The sequence below is a fragment of the Arthrobacter sp. USHLN218 genome (genome assembly GCF_037144715.1).
Classification (GTDB): domain Bacteria; phylum Actinomycetota; class Actinomycetes; order Actinomycetales; family Micrococcaceae; genus Crystallibacter.
The window spans coordinates 422167-437542 of record NZ_JBBCYT010000004.1 but is presented as its reverse complement, the minus strand read 5'-3'; the positions used below and the strand labels follow the sequence as shown (position 1 = coordinate 437542).

Here is a 15376-nt window from a genome sequence, read left to right as displayed (position 1 = left end):
CGCGAAGCCGGCTTCTTCTACAGCCGGTAGACTTGTGTGGAAAGCTTTGCAGTATTCAGGAGGATTCATCGTGGGGACCAAGCCGTCCGGAGCATCCAATGAGGCACGGATGTCCGTCAAGGGGCCGCTGATCTTCTCGGCGGTGCTCGCCGTCATCGCGGGCTTCTTCACGATGATCTTCTCCACCGGCGGCGCCGGCCACGAGCTGCGCTGGGACCTGGGCATCACCGCCGCGGGCATCGCGTTCATCGCATCGCTGCTCCTGGTGGCCGTGCTGACGATGGCCAGCAAGGAGAATCCGGACCACCTGAGCGAGGGCTCGGGTATCCACCGCGTCTCCTCGAAGATTCCGGGCGGGGCCGGCAGCGTGGGCCACCCGCGGAGCAAGCCGGAGGGCCACCGGTCGGGGACACCGGCCGCCAAGGAACCGGATCCGGACAATAACGACGACGGCGGGACGCCCCGAAGCGCCTGACCCGCGTACCGTGTGCTAGGGGCTGCGGTGCAGGATTTCAGCGGCGAGGACCAAGCCGATTCGCTGGCGGCGCGCACGGCCGACGTCGCCGAGGAACTCTCCAACACCAGGACGCTGGACGTGCTCGCGAGGTTCGGTTTCGCCGTGCTCGGCCTGGTGCACATCCTTATCGGCGCCATCGCCGTCCGGATCGCCTTCGGCGGCTACGGCGAGGCGGACCCCGCCGGTGCTGTGGACGTGCTGGCGGCCAGCGCCCCGTTCGGGCCGATCGTGATGTGGAGCTGCTTCCTGGGCTGTGCCGGCCTCGCTCTGTGGCAGTTCAGCGAGGCGACCCTGCGGGCCCGGCACCTGCCGCGGAAGCGCGAGCGGGTGTCCAAGGCCATCTCCTCGGGATCGCTGAGCATTGCCTACGGGCTGTTTTCGCTGACGTTCGCCCGCTACGCCTTCGGCGGCCATGCAGACTCGGGGGAGTCCACCAAGGATCTGACCGCCGCGCTGCTGGCCACCGGGCCGGGCGTCGCCCTCCTGGTGGCGGCGGGCGGCACGGTCTTCGGCATCGGCGTCTACTTCGTGGTCAAGGCGCTGCGGCGGAAGTTCAAGGAAGAACTCAATCTCGGCGTGACCAAGCGCGGCCGTACCGTTAGCGGCCTCGGCGTCTTCGGGCACATCGCCAAGGGCGTGGCCTTGATGCTGATGGGGCTGCTGATCGTCATCGCCACGCTCAAGCATGACCCGGCGGAGTCGACCGGCCTGGATGGGAGCCTTAAAGCACTACCGGAACACCCTTTCGGTGTTCCGGCACTGCTGGCGATCGCCCTGGGGCTGGTCTGCTACGGCATATTCGCGATGATCAGGGCCCGGTACGGGCGGATGTAGCGGTCCCGCCAGGCTACGCGAGCGGATCCTGGTCCGGCCGGGACGGATCACGCAGGAACTCGCCGGTTGCGTTGGGGCTGGTGGTTCCGGTGACGCCCGGGCTGGTGGTGCCGGCCGCGCCGGTCGCCGCGTGCCCGGCCCCGTGGCCGTCGTCGTTCTTGTGGAACACTTCCTTGGCCTTTTCGCTGACCTTTTCCTGCACCTGCGGGGCCTTCTGCTTGGCCCACTCGGTGCCCTCGGAGACCTTGTTCTGGACCTTCGGATCGTTCCAGAGCTTCTGGGCCTCCGTCTTGACCTTTTCGTAGCTCTCCCGCCCGGAGCGTGAGCCGAGCAGGAATCCGACGCCGACGCCTGCCAAAAATACCGCTTTCTTCATCATGGCCGTTCCTCCAGTTCGTAGGTGGGCGTTACTGCTCCATTCCTCAGCCTACTGATGATTCGCGGATTCGCAACGGGTCGGCGGCAGCTTTGCGGGCCCGGTAGGCGGCGACATGCGTCCGGTTGGCGCAGTTGCCGGTGTCGCAGAAGCGCTTCGAGCGGTTGCGCGACAGGTCGACCAGGACGGCGTTGCAGTCTTCGGCCTCACACACCCGCAGGCGCTCGAGTTCCTGCTCGCGGATCACGTCGACGAAGGCCATCGCGGCCTCGACGGCCATCCGGACCTCCAGCGGCGCCTCGGGCGTGGTGGCGTGCAGGTGGTACTCCCAATGGTCATGTTTGACGAGTTGGGGGAGTGCCCGCCCGTTCCGCAGGATGTTGTTGACCAGCCGCACGGCCTCGTCCTCCTCCGCGGTCCAGACGGCGCGCAGTTGGGGCCGCAGGTGGCGGACGGCGCGGAGTTCGTGCAGGGTGTGCGTGCGCGACCCGGTGAACCCGTTCACCCTGAGGAACTCGTCCAGGTCGGCCCCGGTTTTGAGCTGGTCGACTTCCTGCTCGGCGGTATTGATGAGCTTTGCCGCGTGGATCAGCGACGCCTCGGTGTCATGCGCAAAAACCATCTTGACTCCTGAACGGGAACATAAGTACTGTCAGCACTATACCCGCCTTAGCTCCTGACACTCCGCTGCGTCGACGCGCGCCGAGGACAGGGCTCCCACTCCGATAGACGAGGTCACCATGGCCGGCAAATCCGCCTCCGTTCCGGCTGCCCGCGCAGTTACTTCCGCGGCTGCCTCCGGCGTGGGCATTGCGCTGTTTTCGTCCGCCGTATTCGGGCTCTCCGGTTCCTTCGCCAAGTCGCTGCTGGAGGCGGGGTGGACGCCGGGCGCCGCCGTCGCCGTCCGCATGATCGGCGCCGCGCTGGTGCTTGCCATCCCCGCCACGCTGGCCCTGCATGGACGCTGGCACCAGGTGCAGCATAACTGGAGGACGATCGTGCTCTTCGGCCTGATCGGCGTGGCGGGCTGCCAGCTCTTCTACTTCAATGCGGTGATGACCCTCTCGGTGGGCGTCGCGCTGCTGCTGGAGTTCCTCGCGCCGGTGCTGATCGTGCTGTGGTTGTGGCTGACCAGCCGGCGCATGCCCAGGCCGGCGACGCTGGCCGGGGCGGTGCTGTCCGTTGCCGGGCTGGTGCTGGTGCTGGATGTGTTCGGCTCCGTGCGCATGGACCCCGCCGGGGTGCTCTGGGGCCTGGGGGCGGCCGTCTGCCTGGTCATCTACTTCTTCATCACCGCCAAACAGAACGATTCGCTGCCGCCGCTGGTGCTTGCTGCCGGTGGACTGCTGGTGGGCGGGGCGGTGATGCTGCTGCTCGGCGCCGTCCGTGCCGTGCCCATGGAGTTCAGCACCGCCGACGTCTCGCTGGCCGGCTGGAGCACCTCATGGTGGGTCCCGATGCTCGGACTCGTGCTGTTCTCCACGGTCCTCTCCTATGTCACGGGGATCATGGCGGCGCGGATTTTGGGTTCCAAGGTGGCATCCTTCGTGTCGCTGACGGAGGTGCTCTTCGCAGTGCTCTGGGCCTGGCTGCTCCTGGGCGAACTGCCCGCGGCCATCCAGTTGCTCGGCGGGGTCCTGATTGTCGCCGGCGTCGTGCTGGTCCGCCTGGACGAACTGCGGTCGCAGCCGCGCAGGATCAAATCCGTGGAGCCGATCCCCGTTCAGGAGCGGGGCGGCGCCGGAGTCTAGGCGGGCAACGCCGTCGTAATTCAGTTCCACCTGCACTGACCCCGCTTACCTGGACGTCGCGCGTCCGTTCCGGCTCCCGGGGCGGCCGAACGCCGCCACGCCGACCGCCGCGGTGAGCTTGCTCACAATGTGTGGCGGTCGACACGGGAGTGCGTGCCCGGGGCCATATACTTTTTCACTGATACCGAACGTTCGTTCACCTGTCGAACAGACTTCTTCCCGAGTCGCACGGTCGGTCCAGCATCAGCAAGAGTTAGGCCCCGAATGGATATCAAGTCGCGGATCGAAGCCGCCCCCATGAAGCGGACGCAGATCGGCATCATCGCCGTCTGTGCCGCCCTGTACATGATCGACGGCTTCGACGTGCTCGTCATGGCGTTCAGCGCCAACGCCGTCTCCGAGCACTGGGGCCTGAGCGCAGGACAGCTGGGCATGCTGCTCAGCTCCGCCCTGGTCGGCATGGCTCTCGGCTCGATCTTCGTTTCCACGATTGCGGACATCATCGGCCGCCGGAAGACCCTCCTGCTGGGCGCCACCGTCGTCGCGCTCGGCATGCTGGCCTCCGCCTTCGTGCCGAGCTACGGCCTGCTGGTCGTGCTGCGCTTCGTCACCGGCCTGGCCGTGGGAACCCTGCAGGCCACCGCCAACGTGCTCGCCTCCGAGTTCGCGAACGCCAAGCGCCGCTCCACCTCGCTGGCCCTGGTCAGCATCGGCCAGCCCATCGGCGGCGTGGTCGGCGGCCTGATCACCGGCGTCCTGATCCAGGCCTACGGCTGGCGCGCGGCCTTCATGTTCGGCGCCATCATCACCCTGGTCATGATTCCGATCATCTGGCGCGCCGTGCCGGAATCGATCGACTACCTGCTGGTCCGCCGCCCGGCCAACGCCCTAGAGCGCGTCAACAAGGTACTCGCCCGCATCGAGCAGCCGGCCGTCTCCGTACTGCCCGACGCCGCCCCGGCCCCCGCGAAGAAGAAGTCCCGCTTCGCCGACGTGCTCACCGGCAGCAACGCCCGCCGCACCATCCTGATTTCGCTCAGCTACTTCGTCCTGATGGCCAGCTTCTACTTCGCCAACTCCTGGACTCCGAAGCTGGTCACCGCCAGCGGGTTCAGCCAGCAGGACGGCATCAACGCCGGCGTCCTCTTCAGCGTCGGCGCGATTGTCGGCGCCGTGACCCTTGGCTTCTTCGGTGCGCGCTTCCCGATGCGCAAGGTCCTGGCCGTCTTCTTCATCCTCGGCGGCCTGACCTTCGGCGCGTTCTCTCTGTCCACCGGGTCCCTGGCCGGCGCCCTGCTGGCGGCGTTCCTCGTGGGCTTCGGCTCCAACGCCCCGATCGCCGGCATGCTGGCCATCAGCCCGACCTACTACTCCTCCGAGGTCCGCGGCACCGCGCTGGGCCTGGTCATCGGTATGGGCCGGGTTGGCTCCATTGCCTCGCCGATCATCGCCGGCGCGCTGATGGACGGGGGCTGGCAGCCGACGGATCTGTACTTCCTGTTCATCGTCCCGATGCTGCTCGGCGCTGCATTCATCTCGATGCTGGGCAAGCCGGTGCTGGCCGCCGCGGCCCCGGCCGGCGAACCCGAGCGCGCCGACCACGAACTCAGCGCAAGCCGCTGATCCCGCCGGGGCGGGCGGTGCCACAAGCGCTGTCCGCCCGGCTTTCCCCTAACGACGGCGGGGCCCGGTTTAACCAGCCGGGCCCCGTTTTCGTGTGCGCGGCCCGGGCCCTGCTGCGGGAGCGCGCCGGATTCGCTCCGCCGGCACGGTAGCGTGCGGCAACCGGGCGGGGCAGACTGGAAGGAGCCAGCCTGAGCCCGTTCCCGCCGAGGAGGCAACATGTGCCGCAACATCCGCCAGCTCCACAACTTCGAGCCTGCCGCCACCAACGCCGAGATTGAAGCCGCCGCCCTGCAGTTTGTGCGCAAGGTCAGCGGCAGCAACAAGCCCTCCAAGGCGAACGAGCAAGCCTTCAACGAGGCCGTCCACGAGATCGCCCACATCACGGCGCACCTGCTCGACTCGCTCGTCACGTCAGCGCCGCCGAAGAACCGGGATGACGAGGCGGCAAAGGCCAAAGCCCGCGCCGCCGTCCGCTACGGCACCTAGGCGGACTCCCGCCACTGAACCCCGAGGGTCCGCCGCCTGGCCGGGCTCCGCCTGCTTCCGCACGGATTCCGCCGCGTTCTGGAATTCTGCCGCCGTTCTGAACCATAGGGGGAATTCCAGAACGCAGCGGAACGCGTCGTTTGCGTGAAGCGGCGGCTACCGCGCGAACCGGGGGCTCCCGGGGAAGCGGCGGGTCCCGGGGAAGCGGGGGCTCCCGGGGAAGCGGCGGCTACCGCGCGAACCGGCGCAGCCGCAGCGAGTTTGCCACCACGAGGACCGAACTGGCGGCCATGGCGGCCCCGGCGATCATCGGGTTGAGCAGCCCCAGCGCCGCCACGGGGATGCCGAGCGTGTTGTAGGCGAAGGCCCAGAACAGGTTGCCCTTGATCGTGGACAGCGTCCTGCGGCTGAGTTCGATGGACTGCACCACCTGGCCGAGCTCGCTGCCCATCACGGTGATGTCGGCGGCCTCGATCGCCACGTCCGTCCCCGCGCCCATGGCGATCCCGAGGTCCGCCTGCGCCAGCGCCGCCGCGTCGTTCACGCCGTCGCCCACCATCGCCACGGTCCGGCCTCCGCCCTGCAGTTGCTTCACCGCGGCGACCTTGCCTTCCGGCAGGACGTCGGCCTGCACGTCTTCGGGCGCAATACCGACGGCGGCAGCAACCTGTGCGGCCACTGCGGCGTTGTCACCGGTCAGCAGGACCGGCCGCAGGCCGAGCTCCTTGAGCCGCGCGACGGCGGCGGGCGAACCGGGCTTGACGGTGTCCTTCAGGCTGATGATGCCGGCCACCGCGCCGTCCATGGCAACCCAGATGGCCGTCGCGCCCGCCTCCTGCTGCGCACGGAAGGCCGCGAGCTGCTCCTCGTCCGCGGCGATGCCGTTCTCCTCGAGCCACGTGCTCCGGCCCGCCACCACGGTGACGCTGCCGCCGTCCCCGCTGCCGCCGTCGTGCGCGGAAACGGTGCCCCGCACGCCGCCGCCGGCCGCGCTGTGGAAATCGGAGAGCACCGGCAGCACGTCCCCGCGATCCTGTGCCGCGGCAACCACCGCGCGGGCGATCGGATGCTCCGACCCCGCCTCGACCGCGGCACCGAACCGCAGCACGTCCGCCTCGGCATGCCCGTTCAGCGCCGCCACGGAACTGACCGCCTGCTTGCCGGTAGTGACAGTGCCGGTCTTGTCCAGCAGGATTGTGTCCACATGCCGGGTGTCTTCGAGGATCTGCGGGCCCTTTATCAGGATGCCCAGCTGCGACGCCCGGCCCGTGCCGGTCAGCAGCGCGGTCGGCGTGGCCAGCCCCAGCGCGCACGGGCAGGCGATGACCAGGACCGTGACGGCGGCCGTAAAGGCTGGCTGCAGCTCGCCCGCGAAGACCATCCACAGCACGAACGTGAGCGCGGCGATGACCAGCACGATCGGCACGAACACCGAGCTGATCCGGTCCGCCAGCCGCGCGATCGGCGCCTTGCCCGCCTGCGCCTGGCTCACCAGCCGCCCCATCTGCGCCAGCGTGGTGTCCGAGCCGACGCGGGTGGCCCGCACCAGCAGCCGGCCGGAGGTGTTGATGGTCGCGCCCGTGACGGCGTCGTCCACCTCCACGTCCACCGGAACGGATTCGCCGGTGATGAGCGACGTGTCGACGGCGGAGCGCCCCTCCACCACGTAGCCGTCCGTCGCGATCTTCTCGCCCGGCCGGACCACGATCAGGTCGCCCGGCACCAGCTGCTCCGCGGCGATCTGGACCTCCGCGCCGTCGCGCAGCACAGTTGCCTCCTTGGCGCCCAGACTGAGCAGCGCCTTCAGCGCATCGCCGGCCTTCTGCTTCGCGTTCGCCTCCAGATAGCGGCCCAGCAGGAGGAAGGTAATGATGACGGCGGCGGTCTCGAAGTACAGCGTTCCCTCCGCCATGCCGGCATGCGGCTGCGCGGTCATCATCGGATCCATGGCCAGCTGCCACGCAGAGAAGAGGAATGCGGCCAGCACACCGATGGAAACCAGCGTGTCCATGGTGGAGGCAAGGTGGCGGGCATTGACCGCTGCAGCGCGGTGGAACGGCCAGGCGGCCCAGAACACCACCGGAGCGGAGAGCACCAGGGCCGCCCAGCCCCAATGCGGGAACTGCGCGCCGGGCACCATGGAGATGATGACGATGGGCACGGTCAGCGCCGCTGCGACCCAGAGCCGCGGGCGGAGCTGCCGGGCGGTGCCGCCGTGGGCCATGTGGTCTTCGTGTGCGGCGTGCTCTGCCTGTTCGGCGGCACCTGCGGAACCAGCGGCGCCGACCCGGTCATCGGGCCCAACCCCGCCGTCCCGGCCGCGGCCGCCCGCACCGGGTGCTGCGCTGGCCCGAAGACCCGGTGCGGCCTTGACCCGTGCCCGGTAACCCGTGGCGTTCACGGTCTCGACCAGCTGCTGGTCCGTGACCCCCGCAGGCACGGTCACCTGCGCCGATTCAAGCGGCAGGTTCACGCTCGCGTGCACGCCCTCGATCTTGCCGAGCTTGCGTTCCACGCGGTTCACGCAGGAGGCGCAGGTCATGCCCTCGATCTCGAGCTCGACCAGGCGCGCCGGCACCGCCTCGCCCGCCACCGATGTGTCCGTACCCTGGGTCATCGCTGCCCCGTTCCCTCCTGCCAAGTCTGATGGGGCGCGGCAGGGCACCGCCAGTGCCGTGCCGCGCCGAAGTGCCGTGTTTCGCTACGCCTCGTCCGCGACCACGAGGTAGCCGGCCTCGGCGACGGCCTCGCCGACCTGTTCCGGATCCAGCCGGCCCGCGGACTGAACGGTAGCGGTGGAAATCCCGCCCTTGTTCAGCTCGATCGCAACGTCCTGGACGCCCTCGATCGCGGTGAGTTCCTCGGTAACGGCGGCGATGCAGTGGCCGCAGGTCATTCCGTCGATGCTGACTTTGGTGATGGTGCTCATGGTGCTCTCCTTGGGGAAATGGGCGTTTCAGCGGAGCAGGCGGCCGATGGCGTCGGTGGCTTCCTTGACCTTGTCCTGCACGATCGCGGGGTCCGAGGAGGCCTCGGATTCCTTGGCCGCGCCGACCACGCAGTGCGAGATGTGGTCTTCGAGCAGCCCGATGCTTACGGCGTGCAGCGCCTTGTTGACGGCGGCCACCTGCGTCAGGATGTCGATGCAGTACTTGTCCTCATCGACCATCCGCGCGATGCCGCGCACCTGGCCCTCGATCCGCTTCAGCCGGCGCTGGTATGCCGCCTTGTCCGTCGTGTAGGCATGGCCGACATGGGGGTCGACGGCGGACGCCTCCGCGGGCGCGAGGGTTTCCGTATTGGTGTCGACGGCGGCCGGTTCCGGGTTCATGGCTGCTCCTTCCGTGTCCTTCCCGCACAGCTTATACCCCCTTGGGGTATGGGGCAACGGGGAGGGCCGGTTCCGTCGACGGCGATACGGCTTAGGCCTGGACGCCCCGCAGGGTCCGGAAGGCCAGCCAGGCCGCGGCCACCATCAGCACGGCGGCGATGCCCGCGGTGATCGACACGCCGCTGTCGAAGGCACGGAAGGCCGAGTCCAGCAGGGCGTCTGCGCTCCGTGCCGGGAGGCCGGCCGCCGTGTTGATCGCGCCGCCCAGTGTTTCGCCGGCGGCCGCCGCCTGCTCCGGGTCCAGGCCGGCCGGCAGCTCGACGTTGTCGCGGTATGAGGACACCAGGATGCTGCCCAGCAGCGCCGTCCCGAAGACGGAGCCGACCTCGTAGGCCGTCTCGGAGACCGCGGAGGCGGCGCCGGACTTGGCTGCCGGCACGCTGGAGAGGATCAGGTCGTTCGACAGGGTTTCGGAGGCGCCGACACCCGCCCCCAGCACGACGAAGGCCAGCATCAGCCAGCCGGCCGAGCCGTCCTCCGAGGAGGCGACCATCCAGTAGGCAGCGGCCGAGAGCAGCAGGGCGCCGGAGACCACCAGGTGCGGCTGGACCCGCCGGACCAGCGGCACGGCGAGCAGGCCGGCCGCGATCGTCACCGCGAGGCCGGGCAGCAGTACCAGCCCCGCCTCCAGCGGTCCGAGTCCGAGCACCAGCTGCAGGTGCTGCGAGACAAAGTAGAGGAAGCCCACCAGCGAGAAGATGGCCAGCAGGTTGACCAGCACCGCGCCGGTGAACGGCCGCACCGCAAAGAGGCGCACGTCCAGCATCGGACTAGTGCGGGAGAGCTGGCGCCGGGCGAACAGCCAGCCGGCGCCCAGTCCGACGGCGGCGCTCGCCGCCGTTACCGGCAAGCCGCCGTCGTTGGCCAGGTTCTTGATGGCGTAAACGACCGGCACCATGGTGGCAATGGACAACACGATGCTGACCACGTCCACGCCGCCCGGCGACGGGTCGTGGGATTCGGGCACGAATGCCGGGGTCAGTGCGAGCATGGGCACCAGCACGGGCACGGCGAGCAGGAAGACCGAGCCCCAGTGGAAGTGTTCCAGCAGGACGCCGCCGAGCAGCGGGCCCAGGGCGGCGCCGGCGGAGAAGCCGGCCGCCCAGATGGCGATGGCCAGCCGGCGCTGGCCGCGGTCGTCGAAAATGTTGCGGATCAGCGAGAGCGTGGCCGGCATCAGCATGGAGCCGAAGATGCCCAGCCCGGCGCGCGCCGCAACGAGGAGCTCGGCGCTGGGGGAGAAGGCGGCGGCCGCCGACAAAGCCGCGAAACCCGCCGCGCCGATCATCAGCATCCGCCGCCGGCCGAAGCGGTCGCCCAGGCTGCCCATGGCCACGAGCAGTCCGGCCAGGACCAGCGGGTAGATATCGATGATCCACAGCAGCGTGGTGCCGCTGGTGTTGAAGTCCAGGGAGATGGCCGGCAGGGCGAAGCTCAGGACCGTATTGTCGACGGCGACCAGCAGGACGGGCAGCATGAGCACCGCCAATGCGGTCCACTCCTTGCGGCCGGCGCGTTGGGTGGTTGTGAGCATGCTGCACCTCCTGGGTGCGAATGGGAACGACAATACTGTACCGTCTGGACGGTTTAGAAACAATTCGGGGACCCGTAGGATGGGGTCATGGCCAGCGCGAAAGACCGGATCCTCGACAGCTTTGAAGACATCCTCATCAAAGAGGGTGAGCGGGCCGCCACCATGGACGCGGTGGCCGCCGCAGCCGGAGTCTCCAAGGGCGGACTGCTCTACCACTTCCCGTCCAAGGAGGCGATGGTGGAAGGGCTGTGCCAGCGGCTCGAGGCGCTGACCGAAGACGACGCCATGAAGATCGGCGCCGCGCCGGAAGGGGCAGCGCGCTACTACGTGCGGACTTCGCACTACGTCGACTCGCCCCTGGACCGGGCCATCGTGGCCGTCGCCCGGCTGGTGCAGCAGGGGCACCCCGCGGCGGCACAGGCATTCGCAAGGACGCAGGACCTGTGGCTGAAGGCGCTTGAGGAAGCCCTGGGCAGCCGGCCCCTGGCCCAGGCAGTCAAGCTGATGGGGGACGGGCTCTACTACAGCGCCACGTTCTTCTCCGGCAACGCCCAGCCGGCCGACGTCACCGAGGGTGAAATGGAAGCCCTGCTCGAGCAGGTCGACGCGCTCGTGGCGCGCAACTGACCGGAGTCCGCTCATCCGGCAGCCCCGGGTGGGCGCCGGGCGGTCCTCGGCGCGCGTGAACTAGGGCCGTCGTTCGGCCTCGGCGGGCCGGTCAGGCATGGGTCTCGGCTTCGACGAGGGCGGTGGCGATGCTGTCGGCATCGTCCAGCGCCGCAAGGTAGCGTTCGGCATCCAGGGCCGCAGAGCACCCCGTGCCGGCGGCGGTGATGGCCTGGCGGTAGCGGTGGTCCACGGCGTCGCCGCAGGCGAAGACGCCGTCCAGGTTGGTGCACGTGGTGGGGGAGTCCACCTTGATGTAGCCGTCGTCGTCCAGGTCGACCTGGTCCTTGACCAGCTCGGTCCGCGGCAGGTGGCCGATCGCGACGAACAGGCCCGCGGCGGGCAGCTCGCGGGTGGCGCCGCTGACGGTGTCCGTCAGGGTCACGCCGGTGACCTTGGTGTCCCCGTGGATGGCGGTGACGGCGCTGTTGTAGGCGAAGCGGATCTTCTCGTTGTCGCGGGCCCGCATGGCCATGATCTTCGACGCCCTCAGGGCGTCGCGGCGGACCACGACCGTGACGCTCTTGCCGAAACGGGTCAGGAAGAGGGCCTCCTCCATCGCGGAGTCGCCGCCGCCGACCACGATGATGTCCTGGTCGCGGAAGAAGAACCCGTCGCAGGTGGCGCACCAGGACACGCCGTGGCCGGAGAGCATCTTCTCCTCCGGCAGCCCCAGTTCCTTGTACGCCGAGCCGGTGGCAAGGATGACGGCCGGCGCGGTGTAGGTGTTCCCGCCCATGGTGGCCACCTCCTTGAGGTGTCCCTTGAGCGAGACGCTGGAAACGTCGTCGTACTCAATCACGGCACCGAATTTCTCCGCCTGGGCGCGGATCTGCTCCATCAGTTCCGGCCCCTGGATGCCCTCCGGGAAACCGGGGAAGTTCTCCACCTCGGTCGTGTTCATCAGCGCGCCGCCGGCCGTGACCGCGCCGGCGATCACCCGCGGCGCGAGCCCGGCCCGCGCGGCATAGACGGCGGCGGTGTAGCCCGCCGGGCCGGATCCGATGATGATGAGCTTGTCAGTGTCCATGGCGGGGTCCTTGCGGGTCTTAGTTGGCGTCTGGGTGGACGGCCGGAAGCAGCTCGGAGAGCAGCTCCTGGATGCGGGCCTTGATGTCGTCGCGCAGCGGCCTGACGTGCGCCAGCGAATCGTTGTCGGGATGCCGGAGCTGCCAGTCCTCGTACTTGCGCCCCGGGATCACGCGCACGGCCTCGCTGCCGGCCAGCGTGATGACCATGTTGGCGTCCTGGAGCGCCTCGTCGGTGAGCACCTTGGGCGTCTCGGCGGAAATGTCGAGCCCGTCCTCGGCCATGGCCTCCACGACGCCGGGATGAACCGCGGCGGAGGGCCGCGAACCGGCCGACTTGGCCACGATGGCGCCGCGGCCAAGATGGTTCAGGTAGGCCGCGGCGATCTGCGAGCGGCCGGCGTTATGGTCGCAGACAAAGAGGACGGTGGGCGTGTGGCTGCTGGGCTCGATCATGGCGGTTCCCTCTTTCTGCGGCGTCGCAGGGTGCAGCCGCGTGCGCTCAAGAACAGTCCAGCAAGAACGGCGGCTACTATCAAGGGGTCCGCGGCATCCGGCCGCCAGGCCGCGGACGGACGCACCGACCCCGACTTCCCGGCCCGCGAGAGGAACTGCGCACCATGGCTACTTCCACCGGCAAACCCAGTGTTCTCTTCGTCTGCTCGTCCAACAGCGGCAAGTCCCCGATGGCCGCGGGCCTGATGGAGAAGCTGGCCGGCGGAACGGTCGAGGTGCACTCCTGCGGCACCAAGCCGGGGGCGGCGGTCAACCCGGAATCGGCCGCGGCGCTGCTGGAAAAGGGCATCGACATCAGCGCGGACACCCCCACCGCGGTGACGGAGGAAGCGCAGCGCGCCGCCGACGTCGTTGTCATCCTCGGCACGAACGCCCGCCTGGATGAGGTGCCCGGGACGCGCTACGAGCGCTGGGACATCGACGAGCCGAGCCTCCGCGACATCCACGGCATGGAACGGATGCGGCTTGTCCGCGACGAGATCGACGCCCGGGTCCACCGCCTCTACGGGGAGCTCACGACGGAATAGGCGACGCCGAACAGGCGCCGCCGGGTACCGACAGCAGGGAGGTCAGCCTTCCTGTCCCGTAGCCTCCGGTGGCATGTAGAGCAGCTCCCAGATGTGCCCGTCCGGGTCGGCCACCGAGGCCGCGTACATGCCGGGCGTGCCCTCCTCCGCCGGGTGGTAGACCGTCCCGCCGCTGTCCCTCGCTTTCTGCACCAGGCTGTCCACCTCCTCGCGCGAGTCGCAGCTGAGGCAGTTGAGCACCTCCTTGGCGTCCGACGTCAGGTGCGGCGTGTCTCCGTCGGCCAGGAAGCCCTTGAAGAAATCCTGCTGCAGCAGCATCACCACGATGCTGTCCGAAATGACGATGGCTGACGCGACGTCATTGCTGTACTGCGGGTTCTGCTCGAAGCCCAGGCCCGTGTAGAAGCTGGTGGCCTTGGCCAGGTCGGTCACGGGCAGGTTCGGAAAGATCATGCGTGGCATGGGCGGTCCTCACGGAATCGGTTGCGCGGATAACTGCGGACATTGTTCACCTTGGCACTGGTCCGCGGTCCTGCCAAGAGTTCCGGGGCCGGGTGTGCACATTGGGTCCGCTCATCTGAGCAACAACGCAGGCTCATATGCTAGATTGTGCGAAAAGTAACCCGGCTCACAAGGTGGTAGCATGTCCGCGCTCAACGCCGTAACCCTGCCGCAGGTGGCCTCCCAGCTGGCCATCCCCTCCTACGACCGAAGCGCGCTAAGAGCCGGAATCGTGCATTTCGGCGTCGGCGGTTTCCACCGGGCCCACCAGGCGATGTACCTGGACCGCCTGATGAACGCCGGCAAGGCCCTCGATTGGGCGATCTGCGGGGTGGGCGTTATGCCCTCGGACGCGGCGATGAAGAAGGTCATGGAGGACCAGGACTGCCTCTACACCCTCGTCGTCAAGAACCCGGACGGCACCCGCGAGGCGCGCGTGATCGGTTCGATCATCGAGTACCTGCTGGCGCCGGAGGACCCGGAGGCCGTGATCGAGAAGATGGCCTCGGAGCAGACCAGGATCGTCTCGCTGACCATCACCGAGGGCGGCTACAACTTCCACCACGTTACCGGCGAGTTCAATGCCGCCACCCCCGCCGTGGCCGCGGACCTCGCGCCGGGGGCCGCGCCGTCGACCACCTTCGGGCTGGTCACCGAGGCCGTGGCCCGGAGGCGGCAGCGGGGCCTGCCGCCGCTGACCATCATGTCCTGCGACAACATCCAGGGCAACGGGGACATGGCCCGCAGGATGTTCACCGCCTTCGCCCGCCTGAAGGACCCGGAGCTGGGGGAGTGGATGGACGCCAACGTCTCCTTCCCCAACTCCATGGTGGACCGGATCACCCCCGTGACCACGGACGAGGACCGGGCCTCCATCGCCAAGGAATTCGGCGTGGAGGACGCCTGGCCGGTGGTCTGCGAGGACTTCGAGCAGTGGGCGCTGGAGGACCATTTCACCGATGGCCGGCCGCCCTTCGACGAGGCCGGCGTCCAGCTGGTGGAGGACGTGGAGCCGTACGAGCTGATGAAACTGCGCCTGCTCAACGCCAGCCACCAGGGCCAGTGCTACTTCGGCTACCTGGCCGGCTACCGCTACGCCCACGAGGTCTGCCAGGACCCGACGTTCGCCCGGTTCCTGCTCGACTACATGGACCGGGAGGCCACGCCCACCCTCCGGCCCGTGCCCGGGATCGACCTGGACGCCTACAAGCACAAGCTGATCGCACGCTTCTCCAACGAGTACGTCCGGGACACCCTGGCCCGGCTCTGCGCGGAGAGCTCGGACCGCATTCCCAAGTGGCTGGTGCCGGTGATCCGGGAGAACCTGAAGAACGACGGCGAGATCCACCGTTCCGCGGCGATCGTCGCCTCGTGGGCGCGGTACGCGGAAGGGGTCGACGAGCAAGGTCAGCCGATCGCCGTCGTCGACCGGTTGAAGGACTCGCTGATGGCCGCCGCGGCCCGGAACCGCGAGGACAAGCTGGCCTTCATCGCCCAGCGGGAGGTGTTCGGCGACCTCGCCGACAACGAGCGGTTCGTCGAGGCCTATACCCAGGCGCTGGATACCCTGCACCAGCGCGGCGCCCGCGCCACCGTCGAGGAACTGGTGGCCGGAAGCTAGAC

General features: G+C 68.8%; 17 protein-coding genes. 8 read left to right on the top strand and 9 right to left on the bottom strand.

What is annotated here, in order from left to right; translation table 11 throughout:
* Positions 1–70 precede the first annotated feature (70 nt).
* Positions 71–475, top strand: coding sequence for a hypothetical protein (locus tag WFH44_RS11925; protein WP_336714082.1), 405 nt, complete (start codon positions 71–73; stop codon positions 473–475).
* Between the two features lie 27 nt (positions 476–502).
* Positions 503–1351 carry a DUF1206 domain-containing protein gene (locus WFH44_RS11920; protein WP_336714081.1) on the top strand — a complete coding sequence of 283 codons (849 nt, stop codon included), beginning with the start codon at positions 503–505 and terminating at the stop codon, positions 1349–1351.
* A 13-nt stretch (positions 1352–1364) separates the two neighbouring features.
* On the opposite strand, the gene WFH44_RS11915 is transcribed toward WFH44_RS11920, so the two are convergent.
* Together WFH44_RS11915 and WFH44_RS11910 are read right to left on the bottom strand one after the other, a co-directional pair.
* Positions 1365–1730 (bottom strand): hypothetical protein, encoded by a 366-nt coding sequence (locus WFH44_RS11915; RefSeq protein ID WP_336714080.1) that lies wholly within the window; start codon positions 1728–1730, stop codon positions 1365–1367.
* 43 nt (positions 1731–1773) lie between these two features.
* Positions 1774–2349 (bottom strand): CGNR zinc finger domain-containing protein, encoded by a 576-nt coding sequence (locus WFH44_RS11910; RefSeq protein WP_336714079.1) that lies wholly within the window; start codon positions 2347–2349, stop codon positions 1774–1776.
* A gap of 118 nt (positions 2350–2467) precedes the next feature.
* Between WFH44_RS11910 and WFH44_RS11905 the strand changes: the two genes are divergently transcribed.
* The 3 genes from WFH44_RS11905 to WFH44_RS11895 all read left to right on the top strand — a co-directional run bounded on the left by WFH44_RS11905 (position 2468) and on the right by WFH44_RS11895 (position 5590).
* Positions 2468–3478: an EamA family transporter gene (locus WFH44_RS11905; protein ID WP_336714078.1), complete on the top strand. Its 1011-nt coding sequence runs from the start codon at positions 2468–2470 to the stop codon at positions 3476–3478.
* Positions 3479–3742: 264 nt separating this feature from the next.
* Positions 3743–5101: an MFS transporter gene (locus tag WFH44_RS11900; protein WP_336714077.1), complete on the top strand. Its 1359-nt coding sequence runs from the start codon at positions 3743–3745 to the stop codon at positions 5099–5101.
* A gap of 219 nt (positions 5102–5320) precedes the next feature.
* On the top strand, positions 5321–5590 hold the full coding sequence (locus WFH44_RS11895) for a DUF2277 domain-containing protein (RefSeq protein ID WP_336714076.1): 270 nt from the start codon (positions 5321–5323) through the stop codon (positions 5588–5590).
* A 229-nt stretch (positions 5591–5819) separates the two neighbouring features.
* Here WFH44_RS11895 and WFH44_RS11890 read toward each other — a convergent pair whose 3' ends face one another.
* The 4 genes from WFH44_RS11890 to WFH44_RS11875 all read right to left on the bottom strand — a co-directional run bounded on the left by WFH44_RS11890 (position 5820) and on the right by WFH44_RS11875 (position 10515).
* Complete coding sequence (locus tag WFH44_RS11890) at positions 5820–8207, bottom strand: heavy metal translocating P-type ATPase (RefSeq protein WP_336714075.1); 2388 nt, start codon at positions 8205–8207, stop codon at positions 5820–5822.
* Positions 8208–8291: 84 nt separating this feature from the next.
* A complete protein-coding gene (locus tag WFH44_RS11885; RefSeq protein ID WP_336714074.1) occupies positions 8292–8519 on the bottom strand; it encodes a heavy-metal-associated domain-containing protein in 228 nt (75 codons plus the stop codon).
* 27 nt (positions 8520–8546) lie between these two features.
* Positions 8547–8921: a metal-sensitive transcriptional regulator gene (locus WFH44_RS11880; protein ID WP_336714073.1), complete on the bottom strand. Its 375-nt coding sequence runs from the start codon at positions 8919–8921 to the stop codon at positions 8547–8549.
* Between the two features lie 91 nt (positions 8922–9012).
* Positions 9013–10515: an MFS transporter gene (locus WFH44_RS11875; protein ID WP_336714072.1), complete on the bottom strand. Its 1503-nt coding sequence runs from the start codon at positions 10513–10515 to the stop codon at positions 9013–9015.
* Between the two features lie 87 nt (positions 10516–10602).
* On the opposite strand from WFH44_RS11875, the gene WFH44_RS11870 reads away from it, so the two are divergent.
* Positions 10603–11142, top strand: coding sequence for a TetR/AcrR family transcriptional regulator (locus tag WFH44_RS11870; RefSeq protein WP_336714071.1), 540 nt, complete (start codon positions 10603–10605; stop codon positions 11140–11142).
* Between the two features lie 91 nt (positions 11143–11233).
* Here WFH44_RS11870 and trxB read toward each other — a convergent pair whose 3' ends face one another.
* Both trxB and WFH44_RS11860 read right to left on the bottom strand, forming a co-directional pair.
* Positions 11234–12211, bottom strand: coding sequence for a thioredoxin-disulfide reductase (gene trxB / locus WFH44_RS11865; RefSeq protein ID WP_336714070.1), 978 nt, complete (start codon positions 12209–12211; stop codon positions 11234–11236).
* 19 nt (positions 12212–12230) lie between these two features.
* On the bottom strand, positions 12231–12665 hold the full coding sequence (locus WFH44_RS11860; protein ID WP_336714069.1) for an arsenate reductase ArsC: 435 nt from the start codon (positions 12663–12665) through the stop codon (positions 12231–12233).
* A gap of 164 nt (positions 12666–12829) precedes the next feature.
* Between WFH44_RS11860 and WFH44_RS11855 the strand changes: the two genes are divergently transcribed.
* Positions 12830–13252, top strand: a complete 423-nt coding sequence (locus WFH44_RS11855; RefSeq protein WP_336714068.1) for an arsenate-mycothiol transferase ArsC — start codon at positions 12830–12832, stop codon at positions 13250–13252.
* Positions 13253–13294: 42 nt separating this feature from the next.
* Here the strand turns inward: WFH44_RS11855 and WFH44_RS11850 are convergent, their stop codons facing one another.
* Entirely contained in the window at positions 13295–13714 is a 420-nt protein-coding gene (locus tag WFH44_RS11850; RefSeq protein WP_336714067.1) for a VOC family protein, read from the bottom strand.
* 181 nt (positions 13715–13895) lie between these two features.
* Between WFH44_RS11850 and WFH44_RS11845 the strand changes: the two genes are divergently transcribed.
* On the top strand, positions 13896–15374 hold the full coding sequence (locus WFH44_RS11845; RefSeq protein ID WP_336714066.1) for a mannitol dehydrogenase family protein: 1479 nt from the start codon (positions 13896–13898) through the stop codon (positions 15372–15374).
* Positions 15375–15376 lie beyond the last annotated feature (2 nt).

Bases quoted from the DNA above. Each gene is read 5' to 3' on its own strand.
- WFH44_RS11890 (WP_336714075.1), bottom strand. From the start codon at position 8,207: ATGACCCAGGGTACGGACACATCGGTGGCGGGCGAGGCGGTGCCGGCG.
- WFH44_RS11900 (WP_336714077.1), top strand. From the start codon at position 3,743: ATGGATATCAAGTCGCGGATCGAAGCCGCCCCCATGAAGCGGACGCAG.
- WFH44_RS11915 (WP_336714080.1), bottom strand. From the start codon at position 1,730: ATGATGAAGAAAGCGGTATTTTTGGCAGGCGTCGGCGTCGGATTCCTG.
- WFH44_RS11860 (WP_336714069.1), bottom strand. From the start codon at position 12,665: ATGATCGAGCCCAGCAGCCACACGCCCACCGTCCTCTTTGTCTGCGAC.
- WFH44_RS11880 (WP_336714073.1), bottom strand. From the start codon at position 8,921: ATGAACCCGGAACCGGCCGCCGTCGACACCAATACGGAAACCCTCGCG.
- WFH44_RS11850 (WP_336714067.1), bottom strand. From the start codon at position 13,714: ATGCCACGCATGATCTTTCCGAACCTGCCCGTGACCGACCTGGCCAAG.
- trxB (WP_336714070.1), bottom strand. From the start codon at position 12,211: ATGGACACTGACAAGCTCATCATCATCGGATCCGGCCCGGCGGGCTAC.
- WFH44_RS11870 (WP_336714071.1), top strand. From the start codon at position 10,603: ATGGCCAGCGCGAAAGACCGGATCCTCGACAGCTTTGAAGACATCCTC.
- WFH44_RS11875 (WP_336714072.1), bottom strand. From the start codon at position 10,515: ATGCTCACAACCACCCAACGCGCCGGCCGCAAGGAGTGGACCGCATTG.
- WFH44_RS11885 (WP_336714074.1), bottom strand. From the start codon at position 8,519: ATGAGCACCATCACCAAAGTCAGCATCGACGGAATGACCTGCGGCCAC.
- WFH44_RS11905 (WP_336714078.1), top strand. From the start codon at position 2,468: ATGGCCGGCAAATCCGCCTCCGTTCCGGCTGCCCGCGCAGTTACTTCC.
- WFH44_RS11845 (WP_336714066.1), top strand. From the start codon at position 13,896: ATGTCCGCGCTCAACGCCGTAACCCTGCCGCAGGTGGCCTCCCAGCTG.
- WFH44_RS11895 (WP_336714076.1), top strand. From the start codon at position 5,321: ATGTGCCGCAACATCCGCCAGCTCCACAACTTCGAGCCTGCCGCCACC.
- WFH44_RS11855 (WP_336714068.1), top strand. From the start codon at position 12,830: ATGGCTACTTCCACCGGCAAACCCAGTGTTCTCTTCGTCTGCTCGTCC.
- WFH44_RS11910 (WP_336714079.1), bottom strand. From the start codon at position 2,349: ATGGTTTTTGCGCATGACACCGAGGCGTCGCTGATCCACGCGGCAAAG.